The 21690-nt window shown below is 66.8% G+C and carries 23 protein-coding genes; 11 read left to right on the forward strand and 12 right to left on the reverse strand.

Annotated elements, in window-relative coordinates; genetic code table 11:
* Positions 1-53 precede the first annotated feature (53 nt).
* Positions 54-1028 carry an ABC transporter ATP-binding protein gene (locus tag ACP693_RS01335; RefSeq protein ID WP_135194344.1) on the forward strand — a complete coding sequence of 325 codons (975 nt, stop codon included), beginning with the start codon at positions 54-56 and terminating at the stop codon, positions 1026-1028.
* Here ACP693_RS01335 and ACP693_RS01340 read toward each other — a convergent pair.
* The 3 genes from ACP693_RS01340 to ACP693_RS01350 all read right to left on the reverse strand — a co-directional run bounded on the left by ACP693_RS01340 (position 1025) and on the right by ACP693_RS01350 (position 3562).
* Complete coding sequence (locus tag ACP693_RS01340) at positions 1025-1906, reverse strand: alpha/beta fold hydrolase (protein ID WP_426019534.1); 882 nt, start codon at positions 1904-1906, stop codon at positions 1025-1027. The genes ACP693_RS01335 and ACP693_RS01340 overlap by 4 nt on opposite strands.
* Positions 1907-1970: 64 nt before the next feature.
* Positions 1971-2480 carry a D-glycero-alpha-D-manno-heptose-1,7-bisphosphate 7-phosphatase gene (locus ACP693_RS01345; protein ID WP_426019532.1) on the reverse strand — a complete coding sequence of 170 codons (510 nt, stop codon included), beginning with the start codon at positions 2478-2480 and terminating at the stop codon, positions 1971-1973.
* Positions 2477-3562 (reverse strand): AGE family epimerase/isomerase, encoded by a 1086-nt coding sequence (locus tag ACP693_RS01350; protein WP_426019530.1) that lies wholly within the window; start codon positions 3560-3562, stop codon positions 2477-2479. The genes ACP693_RS01345 and ACP693_RS01350 overlap by 4 nt, the downstream gene beginning before the upstream one ends.
* A 175-nt stretch (positions 3563-3737) precedes the next feature.
* Between ACP693_RS01350 and ACP693_RS01355 the strand changes: the two genes are divergently transcribed.
* From ACP693_RS01355 to ACP693_RS01370, 4 genes are all read left to right on the forward strand, one after another.
* Positions 3738-4901, forward strand: a complete 1164-nt coding sequence (locus ACP693_RS01355; protein ID WP_426019529.1) for a DegT/DnrJ/EryC1/StrS family aminotransferase — start codon at positions 3738-3740, stop codon at positions 4899-4901.
* Between the two features lie 5 nt (positions 4902-4906).
* Positions 4907-5839: a Gfo/Idh/MocA family protein gene (locus tag ACP693_RS01360; protein ID WP_426019527.1), complete on the forward strand. Its 933-nt coding sequence runs from the start codon at positions 4907-4909 to the stop codon at positions 5837-5839.
* Positions 5840-5887: 48 nt separating this feature from the next.
* Positions 5888-6391 carry a hypothetical protein gene (locus ACP693_RS01365; protein WP_426019525.1) on the forward strand — a complete coding sequence of 168 codons (504 nt, stop codon included), beginning with the start codon at positions 5888-5890 and terminating at the stop codon, positions 6389-6391.
* A 217-nt stretch (positions 6392-6608) separates the two neighbouring features.
* Positions 6609-7406 carry an exodeoxyribonuclease III gene (locus tag ACP693_RS01370; protein ID WP_426019523.1) on the forward strand — a complete coding sequence of 266 codons (798 nt, stop codon included), beginning with the start codon at positions 6609-6611 and terminating at the stop codon, positions 7404-7406.
* A gap of 3 nt (positions 7407-7409) precedes the next feature.
* On the opposite strand, the gene ACP693_RS01375 is transcribed toward ACP693_RS01370, so the two are convergent.
* Positions 7410-8864 carry a PLP-dependent aminotransferase family protein gene (locus ACP693_RS01375; RefSeq protein ID WP_426019522.1) on the reverse strand — a complete coding sequence of 485 codons (1455 nt, stop codon included), beginning with the start codon at positions 8862-8864 and terminating at the stop codon, positions 7410-7412.
* Positions 8865-8926: 62 nt separating this feature from the next.
* Between ACP693_RS01375 and ACP693_RS01380 the strand changes: the two genes are divergently transcribed.
* Positions 8927-9526, forward strand: coding sequence for a YczE/YyaS/YitT family protein (locus ACP693_RS01380; RefSeq protein ID WP_426019521.1), 600 nt, complete (start codon positions 8927-8929; stop codon positions 9524-9526).
* A gap of 3 nt (positions 9527-9529) precedes the next feature.
* Here the strand turns inward: ACP693_RS01380 and ACP693_RS01385 are convergent, their stop codons facing one another.
* Both ACP693_RS01385 and ACP693_RS01390 read right to left on the reverse strand, forming a co-directional pair.
* A complete protein-coding gene (locus tag ACP693_RS01385) occupies positions 9530-10216 on the reverse strand; it encodes a response regulator transcription factor (RefSeq protein ID WP_135194334.1) in 687 nt (228 codons plus the stop codon).
* 80 nt (positions 10217-10296) lie between these two features.
* The gene (locus ACP693_RS01390) at positions 10297-10995 is read right to left on the reverse strand and encodes a YggS family pyridoxal phosphate-dependent enzyme (RefSeq protein ID WP_426019519.1); all 699 of its coding nucleotides are present in this window, start codon (positions 10993-10995) and stop codon (positions 10297-10299) included.
* Between ACP693_RS01390 and ACP693_RS01395 the strand changes: the two genes are divergently transcribed.
* Entirely contained in the window at positions 10994-11647 is a 654-nt protein-coding gene (locus tag ACP693_RS01395; protein WP_426019517.1) for a thiamine phosphate synthase, read from the forward strand. The genes ACP693_RS01390 and ACP693_RS01395 overlap by 2 nt on opposite strands.
* A 15-nt stretch (positions 11648-11662) precedes the next feature.
* Here ACP693_RS01395 and ACP693_RS01400 read toward each other — a convergent pair whose 3' ends face one another.
* Positions 11663-12043 (reverse strand): NtrZ family periplasmic regulatory protein, encoded by a 381-nt coding sequence (locus ACP693_RS01400; RefSeq protein WP_426019515.1) that lies wholly within the window; start codon positions 12041-12043, stop codon positions 11663-11665.
* 364 nt (positions 12044-12407) lie between these two features.
* Between ACP693_RS01400 and ACP693_RS01405 the strand changes: the two genes are divergently transcribed.
* The 4 genes from ACP693_RS01405 to holA all read left to right on the forward strand — a co-directional run bounded on the left by ACP693_RS01405 (position 12408) and on the right by holA (position 17139).
* Entirely contained in the window at positions 12408-12872 is a 465-nt protein-coding gene (locus ACP693_RS01405; RefSeq protein WP_017505409.1) for a DUF3576 domain-containing protein, read from the forward strand.
* Positions 12873-13031: 159 nt separating this feature from the next.
* Complete coding sequence (gene leuS, locus ACP693_RS01410; protein WP_426019514.1) at positions 13032-15611, forward strand: leucine--tRNA ligase; 2580 nt, start codon at positions 13032-13034, stop codon at positions 15609-15611.
* Positions 15611-16090, forward strand: coding sequence for an LPS assembly lipoprotein LptE (gene lptE / locus ACP693_RS01415; protein ID WP_426019512.1), 480 nt, complete (start codon positions 15611-15613; stop codon positions 16088-16090). The genes leuS and lptE overlap by 1 nt, the downstream gene beginning before the upstream one ends.
* Complete coding sequence (gene holA / locus ACP693_RS01420; RefSeq protein WP_135194328.1) at positions 16087-17139, forward strand: DNA polymerase III subunit delta; 1053 nt, start codon at positions 16087-16089, stop codon at positions 17137-17139. The genes lptE and holA overlap by 4 nt, the downstream gene beginning before the upstream one ends.
* A 40-nt stretch (positions 17140-17179) precedes the next feature.
* On the opposite strand, the gene ACP693_RS01425 is transcribed toward holA, so the two are convergent.
* From ACP693_RS01425 to mnmG, 5 genes are all read right to left on the reverse strand, one after another.
* Complete coding sequence (locus ACP693_RS01425) at positions 17180-17362, reverse strand: hypothetical protein (RefSeq protein WP_426019510.1); 183 nt, start codon at positions 17360-17362, stop codon at positions 17180-17182.
* A gap of 26 nt (positions 17363-17388) precedes the next feature.
* Entirely contained in the window at positions 17389-18234 is an 846-nt protein-coding gene (locus ACP693_RS01430; RefSeq protein WP_426019648.1) for a ParB/RepB/Spo0J family partition protein, read from the reverse strand.
* A 70-nt stretch (positions 18235-18304) separates the two neighbouring features.
* Positions 18305-19126, reverse strand: coding sequence for a ParA family protein (locus tag ACP693_RS01435; protein ID WP_426019508.1), 822 nt, complete (start codon positions 19124-19126; stop codon positions 18305-18307).
* Positions 19107-19739 carry a 16S rRNA (guanine(527)-N(7))-methyltransferase RsmG gene (gene rsmG, locus ACP693_RS01440; RefSeq protein ID WP_426019506.1) on the reverse strand — a complete coding sequence of 211 codons (633 nt, stop codon included), beginning with the start codon at positions 19737-19739 and terminating at the stop codon, positions 19107-19109. Before rsmG ends, ACP693_RS01435 begins: the two co-directional genes overlap by 20 nt.
* Positions 19739-21619: a tRNA uridine-5-carboxymethylaminomethyl(34) synthesis enzyme MnmG gene (mnmG, locus tag ACP693_RS01445; protein WP_426019504.1), complete on the reverse strand. Its 1881-nt coding sequence runs from the start codon at positions 21617-21619 to the stop codon at positions 19739-19741. Before mnmG ends, rsmG begins: the two co-directional genes overlap by 1 nt.
* Positions 21620-21690: the final 71 nt, after the last annotated feature.

The raw sequence follows: 21690 nt of genomic DNA on the forward strand, positions 1-21690 counted from the left end.
GCCGCGCGCCCTACCTATGCCGCTCGCCGTCCCGCCCGAGTGAATAGCCGATCATGTCAGAGACCCCCGCCCTGCCCGACAACGCCATCGAGGTGCACGGGCTGAAGAAGACCTACGCCGGGTCCAAGAAGGCCGCGCCCAAGACGGCCCTGCGCGGGGTCGATCTGGTCATTCCCCGCGGATCGGTCTTCGGCCTGCTGGGTCCGAACGGGGCAGGCAAGTCCACCCTGATCAACATTCTGGCCGGGGTTGTGAAAAAGTCGGAAGGCTCGGTGAAAATCTGGGGCCGCGACATCGACAAGGAGCCGCGCGACGCCGCCGCCGCCCTGGGCGTCGTGCCGCAGGAGATCGTCGCCGACGTCTTCTTCACCCCGCGCGAGTCGCTGGAGGTCCAGGCCGGTTTCTATGGCGTGCCGAAGAACGAGCGTCGCTCGGACGAACTGCTGGCGGCGCTGGGCCTGTCGGACAAGGCCAACGCCTATGTCCGCGCCCTGTCCGGCGGCATGAAGCGTCGCCTGATGGTGGCCAAGGCGCTGGTCCATAATCCGCCGATCCTGATCCTGGACGAACCGACGGCCGGCGTGGACGTCGAACTGCGCCGCCAGCTGTGGGCCTATGTCCGCCAGATCAACGCCGAGGGCGTGACCATCGTCCTGACCACCCACTATCTCGAAGAGGCGCAGGAGCTCTGCGACACCATCGCCATCGTCAACCGGGGCGAGGTCGTGGCCTGCGAACCGACGCCGCAGCTTCTGCGTCGTCTGGACAGCCGCAATGTGGTCGTGACCCCAGAGACGCCGCAGATGACTCCGCCGATCCTTGACGGCTTCCAGGTCACGCCCCGTCCCGGCGGCGCCTTCGCCGTAACCTACAAGAAGGGTCAGTCGTCGGTGGAACAGGTCATCAACGCCGTCCGCGCCGCCGGCGTCACCATCGCCGACATCACCACCGAGGATCCGGACCTGGAAGACGTCTTCCTGGCCCTGACCTATGGGGATGCGTCGCAGGTCGATCCCACCAAGGACTAATAGACCTCGGACAGGAACTCGAAGATCGCCGCCCTGGCCTCCGGCTCGTCCAGCATGGGGGCGTGGCCGATACCGGGAACCTCGACATAGGCCATGGCGGGCGCGGCCTTCTTCATCCGCTCGGCGATGTCGGCGCTCAGCAGATCCGAGTTGGCGCCGCGCACCAGCAGGGTCGGCTTTTTCCGCGCCAGTCGCCGGAACATGGGCCAAAGATTGGGAACCAGCGCCTTGGCGCCCGCCGCGCGGATCGGCACGGCGATGTCGGGGTCGTAGTCCAGCCCGATCTCCCCACCCGGCTGCTGGCGGAAGATGCGCCGGGCGAAGGCGTCCCAGTCCGCGTCCGAATAGTGCGGAAAGGCGACCGCATTGATCCGCTTCGCATAGACGGCCGCATCGGCCCACGACCCGATCTCGACCGGCTGACCGCTATAGGCCGCGATGCGCGCCAGCCCCTCGGGCGCCACTTCCGGCCCGATGTCGTTCAGGATCGCCGCGACCACCGCTCTGGGCTTCATCGCCGTCAGCGCCATGGTGATCAGCCCGCCCATGGAGGTGCCAAGGAAGATCGCACGGTCGATCCCCGACTGCTCCATCAGGGCCAGCACATCCTTCGCATAGACGTCGGGCATGTAGGTCATAGGGTCGGGCGCACGATCCGACAGGCCTCGCCCGCGCACGTCCACCGCCAGCACCCGCCGCCCGCTCTGGGCCAATAAAGGCGCAATGGCTTCGAAATCGGCGCTGTTGCGGGTCAGGCCATGGATGGCGATGACCGGCGGGCGCGCGACGCCGGGGCCGGGCGCATAGTCGCGCGCGAAAAGGCTGAGACCATCCGGCGAGGTCCAGCGCCGTTCGACAAAGGGATAGGGCGCGTTCATTGGCGATCTCCTCCGATTTTCGATCAGAGTAATTCACCAGACGAGGAAATGCGACGTCCGGTCTTTAGAGACCCACCACATCGCGCACGAAGGCGTCCAGGTCGCCGCCCTCGAACAGGAACCCCGCCACGCCTGCCCGCTCGCCCGCCTGCAGATCGCGCTTCTGATCGCCGATGATGAAGGATCGCGCCGGGTCCAGATCATGCTCGGCGATCGCCCGCAGCAACATGCCGGGATTGGGCTTGCGGTCGGGGTGATCGGGATGGCGATAACGCGCCTCGACCGCATCGGGGTGGAAGGGCGCGGCATAGACCGCGTCGATGACGGCCCCGTCCTGGACCAGCCGGGCGACCAACAAGTCATTGAAGGCTTCCATCTGCGCCTCACTGAACAGCCCCCGCGCCACGCCCGACTGGTTGGTGACGATGACGGTGCGATAGCCGCCCTGGTTCATGCGTCGCACAGCCGCCGCCGCGCCGGGAATCAGCTTCAGATCCTCGGGCCGATGCGGATAGCCGCTGTCCTCGATCAGGACGCCGTCCCGATCCAGAAAGGCGGCGGGAACACCGGTCATGGCTTGTATCTCAGGACTTCGGAAAAGGCCGTCATCAGGTGGTACAGGCTGGACGCCGGTACGGCCTGGTCATGCGACCGACCGTCAGCATCATAACTGTCCACCCACAGGCCCGGAACGTCGGTGGCCAGATGGGTGTCGAAGACCTTGGCGATCAAGGCTGGAGCGGCGGCGTCGCCAAAACTCAGGCCTGTGCGAATGGCCTCGGTCTGGGCCCACAGCCGACGACCGGCGTCACGCGGCGCGCCGGACGGGTCGATCTCGCGGATCGTGAAACCATCGCAACGGCCTTGCGCCACCGCTCGGCGATGCAGCCCCTCGGCGACGCCTGCGCCTGGGCCGGCACTACCCGCTTGTTTCAGGAGCCAGGCCCATTCTTGCAGATGGCCCGGCTCGATGACGTGACCCTCGCTGGGGTCCACCAGCCAATCGTCGGTGAAATACTCCCGGATCGCCCCGTCGATCAGGAAATGACGCCGACAGAGATCAAGCGAAACCTGAGCCGCCGCCTCGAACACAGGATCGGGAGCCGCCGCCTGCCAGGCCAGCATGGCCTCCAGCATGTGCATATGAGGATTCTGGCGGCGCGGCAGGCGCGGCGGCAAGCCCTCCTCCCAACCGCCATGCGGCGACGCCATCTTCAGATTGATCGCCGTCACGGTCTCCAGCGCCAACGGCCGCGCACGCGCATCTCCCAGCATGCGATGCGAGGCCGCAAGGGCGAACAGCACAAAGGCCAGATCATAAAGATCAGATGTCTCATCGATCACCGCGCTGGCGTCGTCGGTCGCTGCGATCCACAAACCGTCATCCCTGCGACAAGTCGAGATCAGGCAGTCGAGGCCCGCCTGGGCCGGGGCTCGTCCCTGCTCCCAACCCAGGGCGGCCGCTTCGCAGAAGACATAGATCTGGCGGGCCTGAACGCGGGTGCGGCGACGCACGCCCGTGACGGGCCGACCGTCGAAATCAAGCTGCTCGAAGAAGCGGCCCTGCGCGTCCACGCCCTTGTCGGCCCACAGCGGCAGGGCATGGTCGAACAGCCAGTTCGAGACCCTGATCCGGGCGGCGGCGAGAGACATCATGGCGCTGGATTAGGATGCATCCTTTCGGGCGCCAAGGGGCGGATGTGGTAGCAAAGGGCAACGCGATGTGACGCCGCGCGATTTGGCCCCTGCGCGCGATCTTGCTAGGACGGCCCGACATTCGCGGCCCGTCCTTGTCGAGTCGCCGCCCGATCCCCCGTGGAGAGCGTCCCTCATGATCCCCTTCATCGACCTTCAGGCCCAGCGCCTGCGCCTCGCCGGCAGGATCGAGGCCGCCGTCCAGGAAGCCGTCGTCGGGGGCGCCTGGGTCATGGGGCCACAGGTCCGCCAGTTCGAATCCGACCTCGCCGCCTTCGGTCAGGCCAAACACGCCCTGGGTTGCGGCAACGGCACCGACGCCCTGATCCTGCCCCTGATCGCCTGGGGCATAAGGACGGGCGACGCGGTCTTCTGCCCCAGCTTCACCTTCACCGCGACGGCCGAGGTCGTGCCTTGGCTGGGCGCCTCGCCCGTATTCGTGGATGTCGATCCGCGCACCTACAATATGGACCCGACGCACCTGGAAGCCGCCATCGAGGCGGTCAAGGCCGAGGGTCGCCTCACGCCCAAGGTGGTCATCGCCGTCGATCTTTTCGGCCAACCAGCGGACTATCCCGCCATCCGCGCGATCTGCGACCGCCACGGATTGAAGCTGATCTCGGATTCGGCCCAGGGCTTCGGCTGCACCCTGAACGGCGACCACCCGCTGAAATGGGCCGACGTGACCACGACCAGCTTCTTTCCGGCCAAGCCGCTAGGTTGCTATGGCGACGGCGGGGCGGTGCTGACCGACGACGACGACCTGGCGCAGGAGATGGATTCGCTGCGCGTCCACGGAAAGGTCGTCGCCAAGGACCTTCAGGCGGGCGCCGCCGCGTTCGCTCACGATCCCAAATACCTGGCCATGCGCATCGGCATGAACAGCCGCCTGGACACCATCCAGGCCGCCATCCTGATCGAGAAGCTGAATGTCTTCGGTCAGGAGATCGAATGGCGCAACCGGATCGCCGCGCGCTACAACGAGAAGCTGGCGCCCCACGTCGCGGCCGTGCCCCGTGTGATCGACGGCGGCGTGTCGATCTGGGCCCAATATACGGTCGAGCATGAGGATCGGGACGGTCTGGCGGCCCACCTCAAGGATCAGGGCGTGCCCACCGCCGTCTATTATCCGGTGCCCATGCACCTGCAGCCGGCCTATCAGCGTTTCCCGCGCGGTGAAGGCGGCCTTCCCGTAACCGAACGGCTCAAGGATCGGGTCATCAGCCTGCCGATGCACGCCGATCTGGACGAGGCGACCCAGGACAAGGTCATCGTCGCCGTCGCCAGCTACAAGGGTTGAATCTGATGCCGAACACTCCAGCCCTCAAGATCGGCGTCGCCGGCGTCGGCGTCATGGGCCGCAACCATGCGCGCGTCGCCTCCGAGATGCGCGAGTTCGACCTGACCACCGTCTTCGATCCCGACGCGGTGACGGCCGAGGGCGTCGCCGCCGCCTATGAAGCGAACGCGGTCACCACGGCCCAGGCCTTCGTCGACGCCGGTCTGGACGCCGCCATCGTGGCCACGCCCAATCGATTCCATGCCGAGATCGGCGTGGCGCTGCTGGAAAAGGGCGTCCACGTCCTGGTTGAGAAACCGATCGCCGCCAGCGTCGCCGACGCCCAGCGCATGATCGACGCGGCAAAGGCCAACGACCGCGTCCTGATGGTCGGCCAGGTCGAACGGTTCAATCCGGCGGTCGAGACGGTCAAGCGCGCCGTAGCCGACGACGAGATCATCTCCATCCAGATCACCCGCGTCGGTCCCTTCCCGCCGCGCATGGGCGAGGTCGGGGTGGTCATCGACCTGGCGGTCCACGACATCGACATCATCCGCCATCTGACGGGTTCGGAAATCGTCGAGGTCCAGCCGCAACTGGCCCGAACCCGGGCCGACCGCGAGGACACGGCCCTGCTCCAGTTCCGGCTGGACAATGGGGTGATCGCCCACATCACCACCAACTGGGTCACCCCTTACAAGACCCGCACGCTTCAGGTCGCCACCAAGACCAAATTCATCGTCGCCGACCTGATCACCCGCCAGGTGACGGAGTATTTCGGCCAGCAGCCCGACGGCTCCTATTCCACCCGCATGCTGAACAGCTGGCCCGCCGAGCCCCTTCGCAAGGAGCTGGAAGCCTTCGCGCGCACCATCACAACCGGCGAAACACCGGCGGTGACGGGCGAGGACGGCCTGCGCAATCTGGAAGTCGCCCTGCGCTGTCTTGGCGAGCACTGATCGGGGCGAAGCCTAGTTCTCGCCGCAAAGCCTGACGAAGAGGGACGCATGCGCCGTTTCATCGCCTCCGCCCTCGCTCTCGCCGCCGTGGCTTCAGCCGCTGCGCCGGCCCAGGCCGACACCCGGTTCCTGTCCTACAATGCGTCGGACCGCATCACCCAGGCCCTGACCAAGGGCGTGACGCTGGAGGTCCGCCGCGGCCTGTTCGGCGCGGTCCAGGTCGAAAGGCTTTATTCGACCTCGGCGCGCGGCACGGCCGGCTTCACGCGTGGCGGCCCCGATGCGGCGAGACGCGCCCTGCCGCCGGGGGCCGAGGAAAGCGACATCTATGGCGTGGATCAGGACGGCGACGGCCGCGGTCTGGCTCGCGCCCTGTGCCCTGGCTCGGACGAGGTCTGGCTGATCATGAGCCGGGTGCGGGCGCCCCGCCCGCTGACCATGCAGGCGGTCGGACGGTGGTCGGACGGCGCCTATCGACATTGCGTCACCCTGACCTACGAATGGCGTGGCGAATGGGCGACGGCCCCTCTGACGCGCAACACGCCGGACTGATCCGACCTCGGACTGTTTCCTAATAAGCACGCGCAAGCGTTGATTGTGACGATTTGACTTTTGTGTTCGCGAGTGACACTTTGACCACATGAACGGCGGCGGCCGTTCTACCGCCACGGACAATATCCCCTCCCCGGCGGCGAGAGAGACGAACCTCCCATAGCCCGGCCCGTTGCGGCCGGGCTTTTTTTACGCCGCGCGCCTGCTAGACGGGGGCATGACCCTTCGCCTCGCCACCTGGAACATCAACTCCGTCCGCCTGCGCATCGACCAGGTCGCGCGCTTCGTCGCCGAGCGCGCGCCCGATGTCCTGATGCTGCAGGAGATAAAATGCACCACGGACCAGTTTCCGCGCGGCGCCTTCGAGGACATGGGCATGCCCCATCTGCGGGTGGCGGGCCAGAAGGGCTGGCACGGCGTGGCCATCGCCAGCCGCCTGCCGCTTGAGGACAGTGACACCTTCCAGGTCTGCAAGCTGGGCCACGCCCGCTGCGTGTCCGCCCGTGTCGCGGGGATCGACGTCCAGAACTTCTACATCCCGGCCGGCGGCGACGTGCCCGACCGCGCGCTGAACCCCAAGTTCGATCACAAGATGGACTTCTACGAACAGCTGACCGCCATCGTGGCCAAGCAGGACAAGTCACGCGCCCTGGTCATGGCCGGCGATTTCAACATCGCGCCGGGCGAGGGCGACGTGTGGAACCACCGCTACATGTCCAAGATCGTCAGCCACACCCCGCTGGAGGTCGAGACCCTGAACCGGCTTCAGGAAACCGGCGGTTTCGCCGACGTCCTGCGCGACCGTTTCCCCGAGCCGCAGAAGCTGGCCAGCTGGTGGAGCTATCGCGCCGCCGACTTCCGCAAGTCCAACCGCGGCCTGCGCCTGGACCATATCTGGACCTCGCCCGGCCTGACCCCCGCCGTGGTCAGGGACACCGCCCGCATCCACGACGACGTCCGCGAGTGGGAACGCCCCAGCGACCATGCTCCGGTGACCGTCGACCTGGACGTCTGATCCCTAATAGACGGCGACCGGCTTGGTCGCCGTCACGGGCTTGCCGCCTCGGCCGACCTTCTTCGCCGCGCGGGCCAGGCGGGTCACCGCCTCGTCCAGATCAGCCTCAGGCAAGGTGTAGGGCAGGCGCAGACGGCGTTCGAAGGCGCCGTCGACGCCGAATCGCGGACCGGCGGCGAGGCGCAGGCCTTCGGCCTCGGCCCGGATCGTCAGGGCGGAACTGATCGATGCAGGCAATCGCGCCCATAGCGACAGGCCGCCGGCCGGTCGCGGGCAGGCCCAGTCGGGCAACCGTTCAGCCAACCGCGCCCGAAGGTGATCCCGTCTCGCCCGCAGCAAGGGCCGTCGCACGGCCAGCGCCTTTCCGCCGTCGCTCAACAGCTCGACCGCCGCCAACTGCTCCAGGATCGGCACCCCCAGATCGAAACTAGCGCGGCTTTGGGCCAGGCGCTGGATCACCGCCCGGTCGGCGCGGATCCAGCCGATTCGCAGGCCGCCCCAGACGCTCTTGGACATGGACCCCAGCCGGACCATGCGCGGGGCATCGACGGCGGAGGCGCTGAGCGCCGGGGGTCCACTCAAGGTCAGTTCGACGAGGGTCTCGTCCAACACCAGCAAGGTTTCGGACCCCTTCAGCCCCGCCAGCAGCCGCGTCCGATCCGACGCCCGCATCATCCGCCCCGTCGGATTGTTGTGGTCCAGCACCAGATAGGCCATCGCCGCGCCGCTGCTGCGACAGGCCGCAATGAGCCCCTCAACGTCCCAGCCCTCCTCGCCTTCGCCGTCGGGCAAGGCCACCGGCACGGCGCGACCGCCCGCCGCCAGGATGGCGTCGATGGCCTGCGGGTAGGTGGGATGATCGAACACCACCGGGGCGCCGGGCCGCGTCGTCAGCCGCAGCAGATGGACCAGGCCGTTGTGGGCGCCGTGGGTGATCAGGATCTGGCCCGGCGAGGTCGCCAGGCCGCGCCGCCGGTATCCCGCCGCCACCGCCTCGCGCAGTTCCTCCAGACCCGCCGTCTCATAGCCGTGTCCCGGCAGATTCGCCGGCAATCGCTCCAGAGCACGCACATAGGCGGCATGGACATTCGGATCGGCCGGCAGGACGGCGGCGGTCAGGTCGATCAGGCCCGACTTTGCGGACACCTCTGCGGCGGCCTCGCGGCCTGGTCCCGGCCCGGCCGGCAGGCTGGTGCGCGCCGCCGCCCCCTGCCCGCCTGTCAGAAAGCCGTCATCCCGCAGTCGTCCATAGGCGGCCGACACGGTCGTGCGGCTCAAACCCAGCGCCTGCGCCAGTTCGCGCTCGCCAGGCAACCGCGCCGCCAACGGCAGTCGGCCATCCAGGATCAGCAGTCGTACCGCCCCCGCCAGCTGCCGATAGGCGGCCCCTGCGCCTGGCGCGCGCCAGGCGCCGAGATGGCGGGTCAGGGAGACAAGACCGATGGAACGGAGGGGCATCAGGCCAGAATGCCATGACTGGCCCTTTTTTCCATAGCCGGTTTGGCGCATTTGGGTCATTTATGACCCGTCGCCTGATCCAGCTCTTTATCGGCCTCGTCCTCTATGGCCTGTCCATCGCCCTGATCGTGCGCGCCGATCTGGGGCTGGATCCGTGGGATGTGCTGAACCAGGGCGTGTTCGAACGGTTCGCCGGGCCGGCGGGTATCAGCTTCGGTCTGGTCGTCAATCTGATCGGTATGGCCGTGTTGCTGCTGTGGATTCCCTTGCGCCAGAAGCCGGGAATCGGCACGGTGGCCAATGTTCTGGTCATCGGCACGGTCGCCAACTTCGGCCTGAACTGGATCCCGTCGGACCTGGGCCTACCGCTGCAAGCAAGCCTGCTGATCGGCGGGATCGTTCTGAACGGCGTCGCCAGCGGGGCCTATATCGGCGCCGGCCTTGGTCCCGGCCCGCGCGACGGCCTGATGACCGGGATCGTCGCCCGCACCGGCTGGCCGGTCAAATGGGTGCGGACCAGTATCGAGCTGGCCGTCATCGCCGTCGGCTGGCTGCTGGGCGGCTCGGTCGGGCTGGGCACAGTGCTTTACGCCGTGACCATCGGTCCTCTAGTGCACGTCTTCCTGCCGATGTTCACGATCCGCCCGAAGACGACCGACTGAGCCTTACGGCTGCAGCCGGTATCCGCCCGCGTCGGTGAGCAACAGCCGTGCGTGGCCCGGCTCCGGCTCGATCTTCTGGCGCAGGCGATAGATGTGGGTTTCCAGCGTGTGGGTCGTAACCCCGGCGTTATAGCCCCAGACCTCGGTCAGCAGCTCCTCGCGCGACACCGGCTTGGCCCCGGCGCGATAGAGGTATTTCAGGATATTGGTTTCCTTCTCGGTCAACCGCACCTTCTTGCCCTTGGCGTCCATCAGCACCTTGGCGGCTGGACGGAACTCGTAAGGCCCGATCGAGAAAACCGCGTCCTCGGACTGTTCGTGGCTGCGCAGATGGGCGCGGATGCGGGCCAGAAGCACGGCGAACCGGAAAGGCTTGGTGACATAGTCGTTGGCCCCGGCGTCCAGACCCAGGATGGCGTCAGCATCGGCCGACTGCGCCGTCAGCATTATCACCGGGGTCGAAACCCCGTCCTTGCGCAACAGGCGACAGGCCTCGCGACCGTCCATGTCCGGCAGGTCCACGTCCAGCAGGATCAGGTCCGCGCGGATCTCGCGTCCCATTCGCACCCCGTCGGTCGCAGTCGCGGCCTGCTGGGTCTTGAACTCCTCATGCAGGTTCAACTGCTCGGCCAGCGCCTCGCGCAGGTCGTCGTCGTCGTCGATGATCAGAATGGTCTTGGGCGTGGGCATGAGCTGACAATGGCGAGGCTTGGCCCCCGCGCCAAGGCTTGGGGGTGCGAATTCACATCGGGTTACGGCCTAGAGGGGCTTTAAGGTCGATTTCGTTCCCCGAACAACGCGGTTCCGACCCGCACATGGGTCGCGCCGCACCGGATCGCGGTCTCATAGTCGCCGCTCATTCCCATCGACAGGACCGACAGGCCATTCCGTTCGGCCAGATCGCGCAACATCTCGAAATGCGGTGCTGCGTCCCGATCCGCCGGGGGAATACACATCAGGCCCTCGACCGTCAGCCCATAGGTCTGGCGCGCCGCCGCGATCAGGGCATCGGCCGCATCGGGCAGGACGCCGGCCTTCTGAGGCTCCATGCCGGTATTGACCTGGACCAGGACCCGCGGCGATCGGCCGCGTTTCTCGGCCGCCTGGGCCAGGGCGCGGGCCAGCTTGTCGCGATCCAGGGTTTCGATCACGTCGAACAGATCGACGGCGTCCTCGGCCTTGTTCGTTTGCAAAGGTCCAATCAGCCGAAGTTCCAGGTCCGGCAGCGCCGCGCGGCGTTCGGTCCAGCGCCCCTGAGCCTCCTGCACCCGATTCTCGCCGAAGACTCGCTGCCCCGTCGCCAGGATCGCATCGATGGCCTCGGGCGGCTGGGTCTTTGATACGGCAGTCAGGGTCACGTCGCCCGGATCGCGACCGGCCGCGCGGCAGGCGGCGTCGATGCGGGCGCGGACGTCGGCGACCCTTTCGGCGATGGACGACGGAGCTAAAGCGGAGGAAGAAGAGGTCATGACCCTGCCGGCCGGTTACAGCGACGATGCGCGCGCACTCTGGGATGCGGCCACCGCTCTAAACCGCGCCGCCGCCTCTGTCAGCCCGCAGGCCGCCGGCCTGCCGCCGCTGCTGTTCTTCACCGACCCCGAACGCACGCCTCGCCCGTGGGAGACGGCTGCTCGCCTGCCTGCCGGCTCGGCGGTGGTTTATCGCGCTTTCGGCGCGGCCGACGCGGCCGACGCGGTCGAAACCGGCCGTCGTCTGCGCGAGGCGACAACGGATCGCGGCGTGAAGCTGTTGGTTGGGCTGGACGCGGATCTGGCTCAGACCCTGGCCGCCGACGGCGTTCACTTGCCTGAGCGCGAGACACATAGCGCGCCCGCGATCCGGTTAGCGCACCCTAGCTGGCTGATTACCGCAGCCTGGCATGGCGGGCCCCCATCGATCAAAGCGCTCGACGCGCTGATCCTATCCCCGGTCTTCCCCGCCGGCGGCGCCTCGGCCGACAAGCCGCCGTTGGGTATCGCGGCGTTTGAGGAAAAATCGCAGAGCGTTCCCCTGCCCGTCTATGCCTTGGGTGGAATCAAGGCCGCCAACGCAGCGAGCCTCACAGCCACAGGGGCCTGTGGTCTGGCGGCGATCGACGCGATCCAGTCAGCGTTCCGCTGACAGATCAGGGCGAAATCAGAACTTGAAGATCGTTTCCAGGCGCACGCGCGGCTGGGCGCGGCCATTGGTTTCGGGCGCGCGGGCCGGATCGGCCTCAGGTGCGCCAACGGCGGCGGCGGCGCCGACGCGCAGACGGTCGTTCAGACGGTAATAGGCACCCGCTTCCACATCGCCCCAATCGGTCTCGCGGCCGACGGGCTGGTTCAGGTTGAAGTCCAGGCCCCAGCGACCGTTGTCGTTCAGGCGCAGACCACGACGTTGGGGAGCAGGGGCGCTGCGCTGGGCCGCCTGGGCGTCCGACAGCGAGACTGTGGATGTGCTCTGGGCAAGCGCCGACGTCGACGCGGCCATCGCCGTCGTCGCCATCATCACAGCCAGGAAACCACCGAACCGCATACCAAATCCTTCGAACCCCGCCATGACGCGGCGTTTCAACCCTGAACCGACCTTATATGGTCGTGAGCCAGGCGATTAGACACCGGGTGTCCTTGCGGTCAACGGAATGAGTCTTCGATAACAAGGTTCCCGCGCATTGTTGTCCGCGCATGTGTCTCAAGCGTCACGGGATTTGGACGGAATCCCGCTGGATGACATGGTCCTGTCGCAAAACAGCGCGACGCCGGATGCGGCCGCCGCAGACTTCGCCTTGTCATCGCCCCTTTTCACCGTGTTATAGAACCCCGCAGTCGGCATTCTTCCTTGGCCGTGCGCGCGTGTGGGCGAGGCCCGCGCGTCCCTGAGTTTACGGAGACTTCTCTTGATGAGCCTCAACAAGGCCCTGGTTCGGAACGTCGCGGTCGTCCTGGTCTCGGGCGTGGCCCTTGGCGCGTCGCTGTCGGCCTGCTCAAGCATTCCCTTCGTCGGCGGCAAGAAGTCTGCGCCCAAGACGAACGTGCAACAGGGCATAGGCGTCAACGCCTTCCTGTGGCGCGCCTCGCTCGACACCCTCAGCTTCATGCCGCTGCTGACCGCCGATCCGTGGGGCGGCGTCATCAACTACGACTGGTACATCAACCCCCAGACGCCGAACGAGCGCTTCAAGGCGACCGTCTTCATCCTGGACACCCGTCTGCGCGCCGACGCGCTGAACGTCACGGTGACCAAGGAAGTGAAGGGCGCCGATGGGCAATGGACCGCCGCCCCGGTCGCCGCCCAGACCGAGGCCGATCTGGAAAACGCCATCCTGACCAAGGCGCGCCAGCTGAACCTGTCTAATGCTGGCTGATCGCCAGCATTAGGTTCTTTGTAGGCGCTATCGCCCTTCGGGCTACTTGAGCGCGACGCGCCCAAGAGTTTGTGGGAAGCATTACTTCTTGGGCGCTGTCGTCCTTCGGGCTAGTTGAGCCGGGAGGGCGTCAGCGCCCTTCTGACTTTCAGGACGACCGTGGCCCGTTACGAACCCAAGACCGCCGAACCTCGCCAACAGGCCCGCTGGGCCGAGGCGTCAGCCTTTGTGACGAAGGACACCGGCCGTCCGAAATACTATGTGCTGGAGATGTTCCCCTATCCGTCGGGCAACATCCACATGGGCCACGCCCGCAACTATGTGATGGGCGACGTGGTGGCGCGATCGAAACGCGCCCAGGGCTTCGACGTGCTTCACCCCATGGGCTGGGACGCCTTCGGCATGCCGGCCGAGAACGCCGCCATGGAGCGCGGCATCCACCCCAAGGGCTGGACTTACGACAATATCGCCCAGATGCGCGAGCAGCTGAAGCTGCTGGGCCTGTCGCTGGACTGGTCTCGCGAGTTCGCCACCTGCGACCCGGAATACTACGGCAAGCAGCAGGCCTGGTTCCTGGAGCTGTATCGGCGCGGCCTGGTCTATCGCAAGGACGGGACGGTCAACTGGGATCCGGTCGATAACACCGTCCTGGCCAACGAACAGGTGATCGACGGGCGCGGCTGGCGTTCCGGCGCCCTGGTCGAGAAGCGCAAGCTGAACCAGTGGTTCCTGCGCATCACCGACTATGCCGACGACCTGATCGACGGCCTCAAGACCCTGGACCGCTGGCCCGAGAAGGTCCGGCTGATGCAGGAGAACTGGATCGGCAAGTCCAAGGGCGCGACCCTGTGGTGGCCCATCGCCGAGGCGCCGGCCTTCCTGCCGGCCTCGCCGGAGGGCGAGCCGAACCACGCCCGCGACCCCATCGAGGTCTATACCACTCGCCCCGACACCTTGTTCGGCGCCAGCTTCCTGGCCCTGGCCCCCGACCACCCCCTGACCAAGGCCATCGCCGAACACCGGCCGGACGTCGCGGACTTCATCAAGGCCTGCGCCCAGACCGGGACCAGCGAAGCCGACATCGAAAAGGCCGACAAGCTGGGAGTCGATCTGGGCGTCCGCGTCCGCCACCCCTTCGATCCGGACAAGACCCTGCCCGTCTGGGCGGCCAACTTCGTCCTGTCCACCTATGGCTCGGGCGCCATCTTCGGCTGCCCCGCCCACGACCAGCGCGACCTGGACTTCGCCCGAAAATACGATCTGCCGGTTACGCCGGTGGTCAAGCCGGACGACGTCGAGACCATCGAGATTGGGACGGAGGCCTACGTCGGCGCCGGCCGGATCTTCAACTCCGAATTCCTGGACGGGCTGGACGTCGAGGCCGCTAAGGCCGTCGCCATCGCCAAGGTCGAGGCCGCCGGCCAGGGCAGGGCTGAGACCATCTATCGCCTGCGTGACTGGGGCGTTTCGCGCCAGCGGTATTGGGGTTGCCCGATCCCGATCATCCACTGCCCGTCCTGCGGCGTGGTCGAGGTTCCCGCCGACCAGCTGCCGGTCGTCCTGCCTGACGATGTGACCTTCGACGTGCCCGGCAACCCGTTGGCGCGCCACGCGACCTGGAAGCACGTCAAATGCCCCTCGTGCGGCGCCGACGCGACGCGCGAGACGGACACGCTCGACACCTTCGTCGATTCCAGCTGGTATTTCGCCCGCTTCACCGACCCGACGGCCGAGGCGCCGATCGACAAGGCCGCCGCCGATCGCTGGCTGGCGGTGGATCAGTATATCGGCGGCGTCGAGCACGCGGTGCTGCACCTGCTGTACGCCCGCTTCATCACCCGCGCCCTGTCCGACGCCGGCATGCTATCGGTGAAGGAGCCGTTCGCGGGCCTGTTCACCCAAGGCATGGTGGTCCACGAGACCTATCGCCGCGCCGACGGCGCCTGGGTCGAGCCGACCGACGTGGACCTGACCAACGACAATGGCGTCCGTTCCGCCCGCCAGCTGTCGACCGGCGAAACCCTGATCATCGGCGACATCGAAAAGATGTCCAAGTCCAAGAAGAACGTCGTCGCCCCGGCCGAAATCCTGGAATCGCACGGGGTGGACGCTGGCCGTCTGTTCGTCCTGTCCGACAGCCCGCCCGAGCGCGACGTGCAATGGACACCAGGCGGCGTCGAGGGCGCCAGCCGCTTCGTCCAGCGCGCCTGGACCCTGTTCGACACTTACGACGCCGGTTTCGCCGGCGAGGACAAGGCCAACGCCGACTTGCTGCGCGAGACGCACAAGGCGATCAAGGCCGTATCCGAAGGGGTCGAGGGCTTCCGCTTCAACTCGGCCATCGCCAAGCTCTACGCCTTCGTCGCCACCATCCGCGACAACGCCCAAGCCGGGGGCGACGCCAAACTTCAGGCCCTGTCGGCCCTGGCCCGCCTGATCGCCCCCTTCACCCCGCACCTGGCCGAGGAAGCCTGGACGCGGCTGGGTGAAGACGGGATGGTTCTGGACGCGCCGTGGCCCGTGTGGGACGCTGCGCTCGCGGCCGACGACGAGGTGGTCCTGCCCATCCAGATCAACGGCAAGCGTCGCGCGGAAATCCGCGTGCCGCGCGGCATGGAGCCCGCCGAGGTCGAGGCCATCGTTCTGGCCGACGAGACCGTGCAGGCGCGGCTGGAGGGTCTGAGCGTGAAGAAGATCGTCGTGGTCAAGGACCGCATCGTCAATCTGGTGGCCGGCTGATGCGTATCGCGGCGGCCTTCGCGGTCCTGTCCGCCCTGGCGGTTTCCGCCTGCGGCTTCACCCCCATGTACGCCGAACCGGCTGTCGGTTCATCCCTGCGCCGGATCGCCGTCACGACCCAGGATGACAGGCTGGGCTATCGCCTGCGCGAACAGCTGGAGGACGCCCTGGCCTGGGATCGGTCCTCCACGCCCCTTTATCGCCTGACCACCCAGGTCGAGCAGAACCGCCGCTCGCTGGGCCGCCGGATCGACGACACCGCGACCCGCTACGAACTGACGGTCAAGGCGACCTGGACCCTGACCCCAGCCGCTGGCGGAACGCCCGTCAGCGGAACGGAGACGGTCACCACCACCTACGCAGCCGCCGATCAGCCCTATGCCGCCATCGCCGCCCAGCAGGACGGCGAGGAGCGCGCCGCTTCCGAACTAGCCCGGCTGATCCGGCTTGATCTCATGCAGGCGCTGTCGAACCCGTGATCCTGGCCAAACGCCCCGAGATCGATCGCTTTCTGAAGGCGCCCGATCCGGCGATCCGGGCGGCGGTGATCCACGGCAAGGACCGCTCCGGCGTCGCCGAACGGGCCGAGGTCCTGTGCCGGACCGTCACCCCCGACCTGAACGACCCCTTCAACGTCACCGTCCTGACCGACAGCGACATCGACGGCGATGAGACGAAGCTGGAAGAGGCCCTGACGGCCATGTCCCTGATGGGCGGCCGTCGTCTGGTGCGGATCCGTCTGTCCACGCTGAAGCCCGGCGTGGACAAGGCCGTCGCCGCTGCGCTGAAAATCCACGCCGAAGGCGGCTACAATCCCGACGCCATGATGGTGGTCGAGGCCGACCAGCTGGGTCGCGAGTCCGCCCTGCGAAAGGCCGCCGAAAAGGAAAACGGCGCCGTCGGCATCGTCTGTTACGAGGACGAGACCGGCGATGTGGCCCGCATGGTCCGCGAAGCCTTGGCGGCCGACAAGGTCGGCCTGACCTCCGACGCCCTGGACCGTTTCGTCGCCCGTCTGCCGCGCGAGCGGGGTTTGATGCGCCAGGAGATCGAGCGCCTGGCCCTGTTCATCGGCCCCGGTTCGGGCAAGACGCTGGATATGGACGCGCTGGAGCATCACCTGGGCGTCGAGCCCGACGCCTCCCTGTCCGACGCGGCGCTTCAGGCCTTCGGCGCCCGACCCGGCCCGGCGCAAGCGGGGCTGAGGCGCGCCTTCGCCGAGGGCGAGTCCTCGGTTCTGGCCGTCCGTTCAGCCGCCATGCATCTAGGAAAACTGCGCCGCATCAATATCTTGCAGGCCAACGGCGCAAACGCCAAGGAGGCCGCAAAGGCCGCCGGCGTCTTCTGGAAACAGGAGGCGGAAATGCTGCGCCAAGCGCGGTCCTGGCGGCTGGAGGCGCTCGACGAGGTGCTGGACAGCATCAACACGGCCGACGTGGCCACCAAGACGACCGGCATGCCCGATCAACTGATCGCCGAACGCCTGCTTCTGGAAATCGCCGGACGAGCGCGACGGCTCGGGCTCTGAACCCGTTTGTCTCCTCCCCACGAGTGGGGAGGAGAAGTCATCACCCTCGCTTGGACGCCTTGCGGAACGCAGGCTGTGCCATGGCGACGTTGCGCGCGGAAACGGTCTTCTCTTCGGCCTTGGCGCCGGCCTGGGCGTTGAAGCCGTGTCCCGCCTTGGCCTTCTTGGCGGCGAGCGCCTGTTTCAGCTTTTCGGCGGCGGTCGGTGTGTTGTCTTCGGTCATGCGATCATCCTAGCACATCCGGCCGTTTAACCCCGCATCAAACGGCGGCACAGGTCGTCGAGTTGCTCCAGCGAGCCGTAGCGGATGGTCAGGTCGCCCTTGCCGCCCTTGTCCGCCAGTTGGACCTTCAGGCCCAGGGCGTCGGCCAGATCCTGTTGAAGCGCCACGACATCGGCCGCCCCCTCGCCGCCCGAGGACGCGGATGCAGACCTGGCCTTGACCGCCTTGGGCCCCTCGACCGCACGGCGGGCCAAGGCCTCGGTCTCGCGCACGCTCAGGCCGTCGACGAAAGCGATGTCCGCCAGTTGGCCCGGATCGGGCGTATTAATCAGGGCCCGCGCATGGCCGGCCGACAGCTTGCCTTCACGCACATAGAACAGCACCCGCTCGGGCAGTTGCAGCAGGCGCATGGTGTTGGCCACGTGACTACGGCTCTTGCCGACGACGCCCGCCACCGCATCCTGGGTCCGGCCGAACCGCTCCATCAGGACACGGTAAGCCTCCGCCTCCTCCAGCGGGTTCAGGTCGGCGCGCTGCACGTTCTCGACGATGGCGACCTCGAACACCTCCACGTCGTCCATCTCGTGGATGACGATCGGCACCTCGGTCAGACGCGCGGCCTGGGAGGCGCGCCAGCGGCGTTCGCCGGCGATGATCTGCCAGACGCCGTCCTCGCCCGGATGGGTCCGCACCAGGATCGGCTGCAGCACGCCCTTGTCGCGGATCGAGGCAGTCAGTTCCTCCAGATCCTCCTGGCGGAAGGTCTTGCGCGGCTGATCGGGGTTGGGCTTCAGGCTCTCGATCGGCACGCGCTGCACGCCGGCAGGCGCCGGTGCGTCAGACGCCGCCGGCGCCTCGGCGTCCTGCCCCATCAATGCCGACAGGCCGCGGCCCAAACCTCTTTGTCGTTCAACCAAGATACTGTTCCGTTTCCAATAAAACTCAGGCGGCCAGCTTCAGACGCTGGCGTTCGCGCTTCACCACTTCCTTGGCCAGACGCAGATAGGCCTGGCTGCCGGCGCATTTCAGATCATAGATCAGGGCCGGCTTGCCGAACGACGGCGCCTCGGCGACGCGGACGTTGCGGGGGATGACGCTCTCATAGACCTTGTCGCCGAAATGGGCGCGCACGTCGTTGGCCACCTGCCCCGACAGGGCGCTGCGGCGGTCATACATGGTCAGAACCAGACCCTGGATTTCCAGAGACGGATTGAGGCTGTGCTTGACCATATCGATGGTCCGCATCAACTGGCTAAGGCCCTCCAGGGCGAAGAACTCGCACTGAAGCGGCACCAGCACCGCATCCGCCGCCGCCATCGCATTCAGCGTCAGCAGGTTCAGGGACGGCGGGCAGTCGATCAGGACGTAGTCATACGCGGTAGGGCCGTCGTCATGGGCCCGCAGCGCATCCCGCAGCCGATAGGAGCGGCGGTCGGCCTGGCTTAGCTCGATCTCCACCCCCGACATGTCGGCGTCGGCCGGTACGATCCACAGACCGGGGACCGTCGTCTGGACCGCCGCATCGTCGACGGAGCGCTGATCCACAACCACATCATAGATGGTGACCCGGCGTGTTTCACGTGGAACACCCAGGCCGGTGGAGGCATTTCCCTGCGGATCCATGTCCACGATCAGCACACGCTCGCCAATGGCGGCCAAGGCGGTGCCCAGGTTGATGGCGGTCGTGGTCTTGCCCACCCCGCCCTTCTGGTTCGACACCGCCAGAACGCGGGCAGGTCTCTTTCTAGCGCTGTGTGCGGGCACGTCGGAGACTCCGGATTGTCACGATACGGCCGCGCGCGTCGCTTTGCGACGGGGCCAGTTCAGCTTCGAAATGCCAGGATTTCCGCGCCTCGATCAACTCGGATTCGGCCCTCTCCCCCTTGAGGAACAGACCTTGTGCACCCCTTTGGAAGTAGGGCTGTGCATAACCCAGCAGTTTCTCCATCGGCGCCACGGCTCGCGCGGTGACGACGTCGCATGCCACCTGCTGTTCCTCAGCCCGGCCGATGATGACGGTCGCCGGCAGATCGAGCGCATCCACGATCTCCTGCAGGAACCGGCACCGCTTGCCCAGACTGTCGATCAGCCACACATGCGCGCCTTCCCGCCCCTTCATCAGGATTGCCAACACCACGCCTGGAAACCCGGCGCCGGCCCCCAGATCGGCCCAGGTCCGCGCCTCGGGCGCATGCGTCAACAACTGGGCGCTGTCCCAGACGTGTCGGTTCCAGAAGTCCGGCAGGCTGTCGGGCCCGACCAGGTTCATCACCGAATTGGCGTCGCCGAGACGAATACGAAAAGCCTCAAGGTCCGCCATCTGCTGCGGCGTCGCCAGGGCCTTGGCCTGAAAGGCGGCCTTCTCCGTTTCGAGCATCAGGCGGCGACCGAGGCTTTGGGCGACTTCTTCGCGTGGGCCAGAAGGGCCGTGAGGGCGCCGGGCGTCATACCTTCGATCCGCCCGGCCTGACCCAGGGTGCGAGGCTGAACACGCGACAGCTTCTCCTTCACCTCGTTCGACAGACCGCCGATTGCCGCATAGTCGAGACCGGCGGGCAGGATCATTCCCTCCTCCGTCCGCAAGGCCTCGGCGTCGAGCGTTTGCCGATCAAGGTAGTTGGCGTATCCCGCGTCGATCTCGACCTGCTCGCGAACTTCAGCGCTCCAGTCCGCGATGGACGGACAAGCGGCGATGAAGTGATCCAGGGTGACATCGGGGAAGGCCAGAAGTTCACGCATAGACCGACGACGCCCATCCGCATTTACGGTGATCCCCAGGGCTCCCGCTTCGTTGGGCGTGAATAGTGTTTCACGTGAAACGGCGCTCGCCCTTGCTAGCTCCGCCGCCTTGGCTTCGAAACGCCCCCGACGCCCGTCACCCACGATCCCCAGCTCAATCGCCAACGGAGTCAGGCGCTGATCGGCGTTGTCCGAGCGCAAGGTCAGCCGATACTCCGCCCGGCTGGTGAACATGCGATAGGGCTCCGTGACACCTCGCGTCACCAGATCATCGATCATCACGCCGATATAGGCCTGGTCCCGTCCGAGCACGACCGCCTCCTGTCCCGACGCCGCACGGGCCGCGTTCAGCCCCGCCATCAGCCCCTGGGCGGCGGCCTCCTCATATCCGGTCGTGCCGTTAATCTGGCCGGCCAGATAGAGACCCGGCCTCTTCTTGACCTCCAGCGCCGGGCTCAGCTCGCGCGGATCGACATAGTCGTATTCGATGGCATAGCCATAGCGGAACACCTCCACGGCTTCGAGACCAGGGATGGTGCGCAGGAAGGCCAGCTGGGTCGGTTCGGAGACAGATGTCGAGATCCCGTTTGGATAGACGGTCGGATCATCAAGGCCCTCGGGTTCGAGAAAGATCTGGTGGCTGGCCTTGTCGGCGAACCGCACCACCTTGTCCTCGATCGACGGACAATAGCGCGGCCCCCTCCCCGACAGCTTGCCGCCATAGACGGCGCTCTCGCCGAGGTTCTCGGCGATGATCCTGTGGGTCTCTTGCGTCGTGTGGGTCACCCCGCAAGCGATCTGGGGCACGTCGATCTTGTCAGTCAGGAAAGAAAAGGCCGACGGGGTCTCGTCCGCCTGCTGCATCTCCAACCGATCCCAGGCGATGGTGCGCCCATCCAGGCGCGCGGGCGTGCCTGTCTTCAGCCGCCCCATCATCAGATCGGCGGCATGAAGGTCGGCGGCCAAGCCCGTGGACGGGTCCTCGCCGTGACGACCGGCAGGAATCCGCTCGTCACCACGGTGGATGACGCCGTTCAGGAAGGTGCCCGTCGTCAGGACAACCGCCCCGGCCCGCATCGTCTCACCGGCTCCCGTCGTCACCCCGACCACACGGTCTCCGTCCAGGATCAGGCTCTCGGCCGTGCCCGCCATCAGGGTCAGGTTTGGCGTCGCCTTCAGTTCGGCCTGCATGGCTTCACGATACAGCCGCCGGTCGATCTGGCTGCGGGGGCCGCGCACGGCGGCACCCTTCGACCGGTTCAGCAGGCGGAACTGAATGCCCGATACGTCCGCGAGCCGCCCCATGATCCCGTCCATGGCGTCGATCTCACGCACCAGATGTCCCTTACCCAGGCCGCCGATGGCCGGGTTGCACGACATCTCGCCGATGGTTTCCAGCTTTTGGGTCAGCAGCACGGTGCGTGCGCCCGCACGGGCGGACGCTGCTGCGGCCTCACAGCCGGCGTGGCCGCCGCCGATGATGACGACGTCGAAGTAAAGATCGGTGGAAGAACTCATGCTGGGCACATAGTCCAATTGGCTCCACTTCGCCACCTTCAGGCTTTGGAGGAACCGCCGATGTTTCACGT

The organism is Brevundimonas sp. TWP1-3 (genome assembly GCF_049896085.1).
Classification (GTDB): Bacteria; Pseudomonadota; Alphaproteobacteria; order Caulobacterales; family Caulobacteraceae; genus Brevundimonas.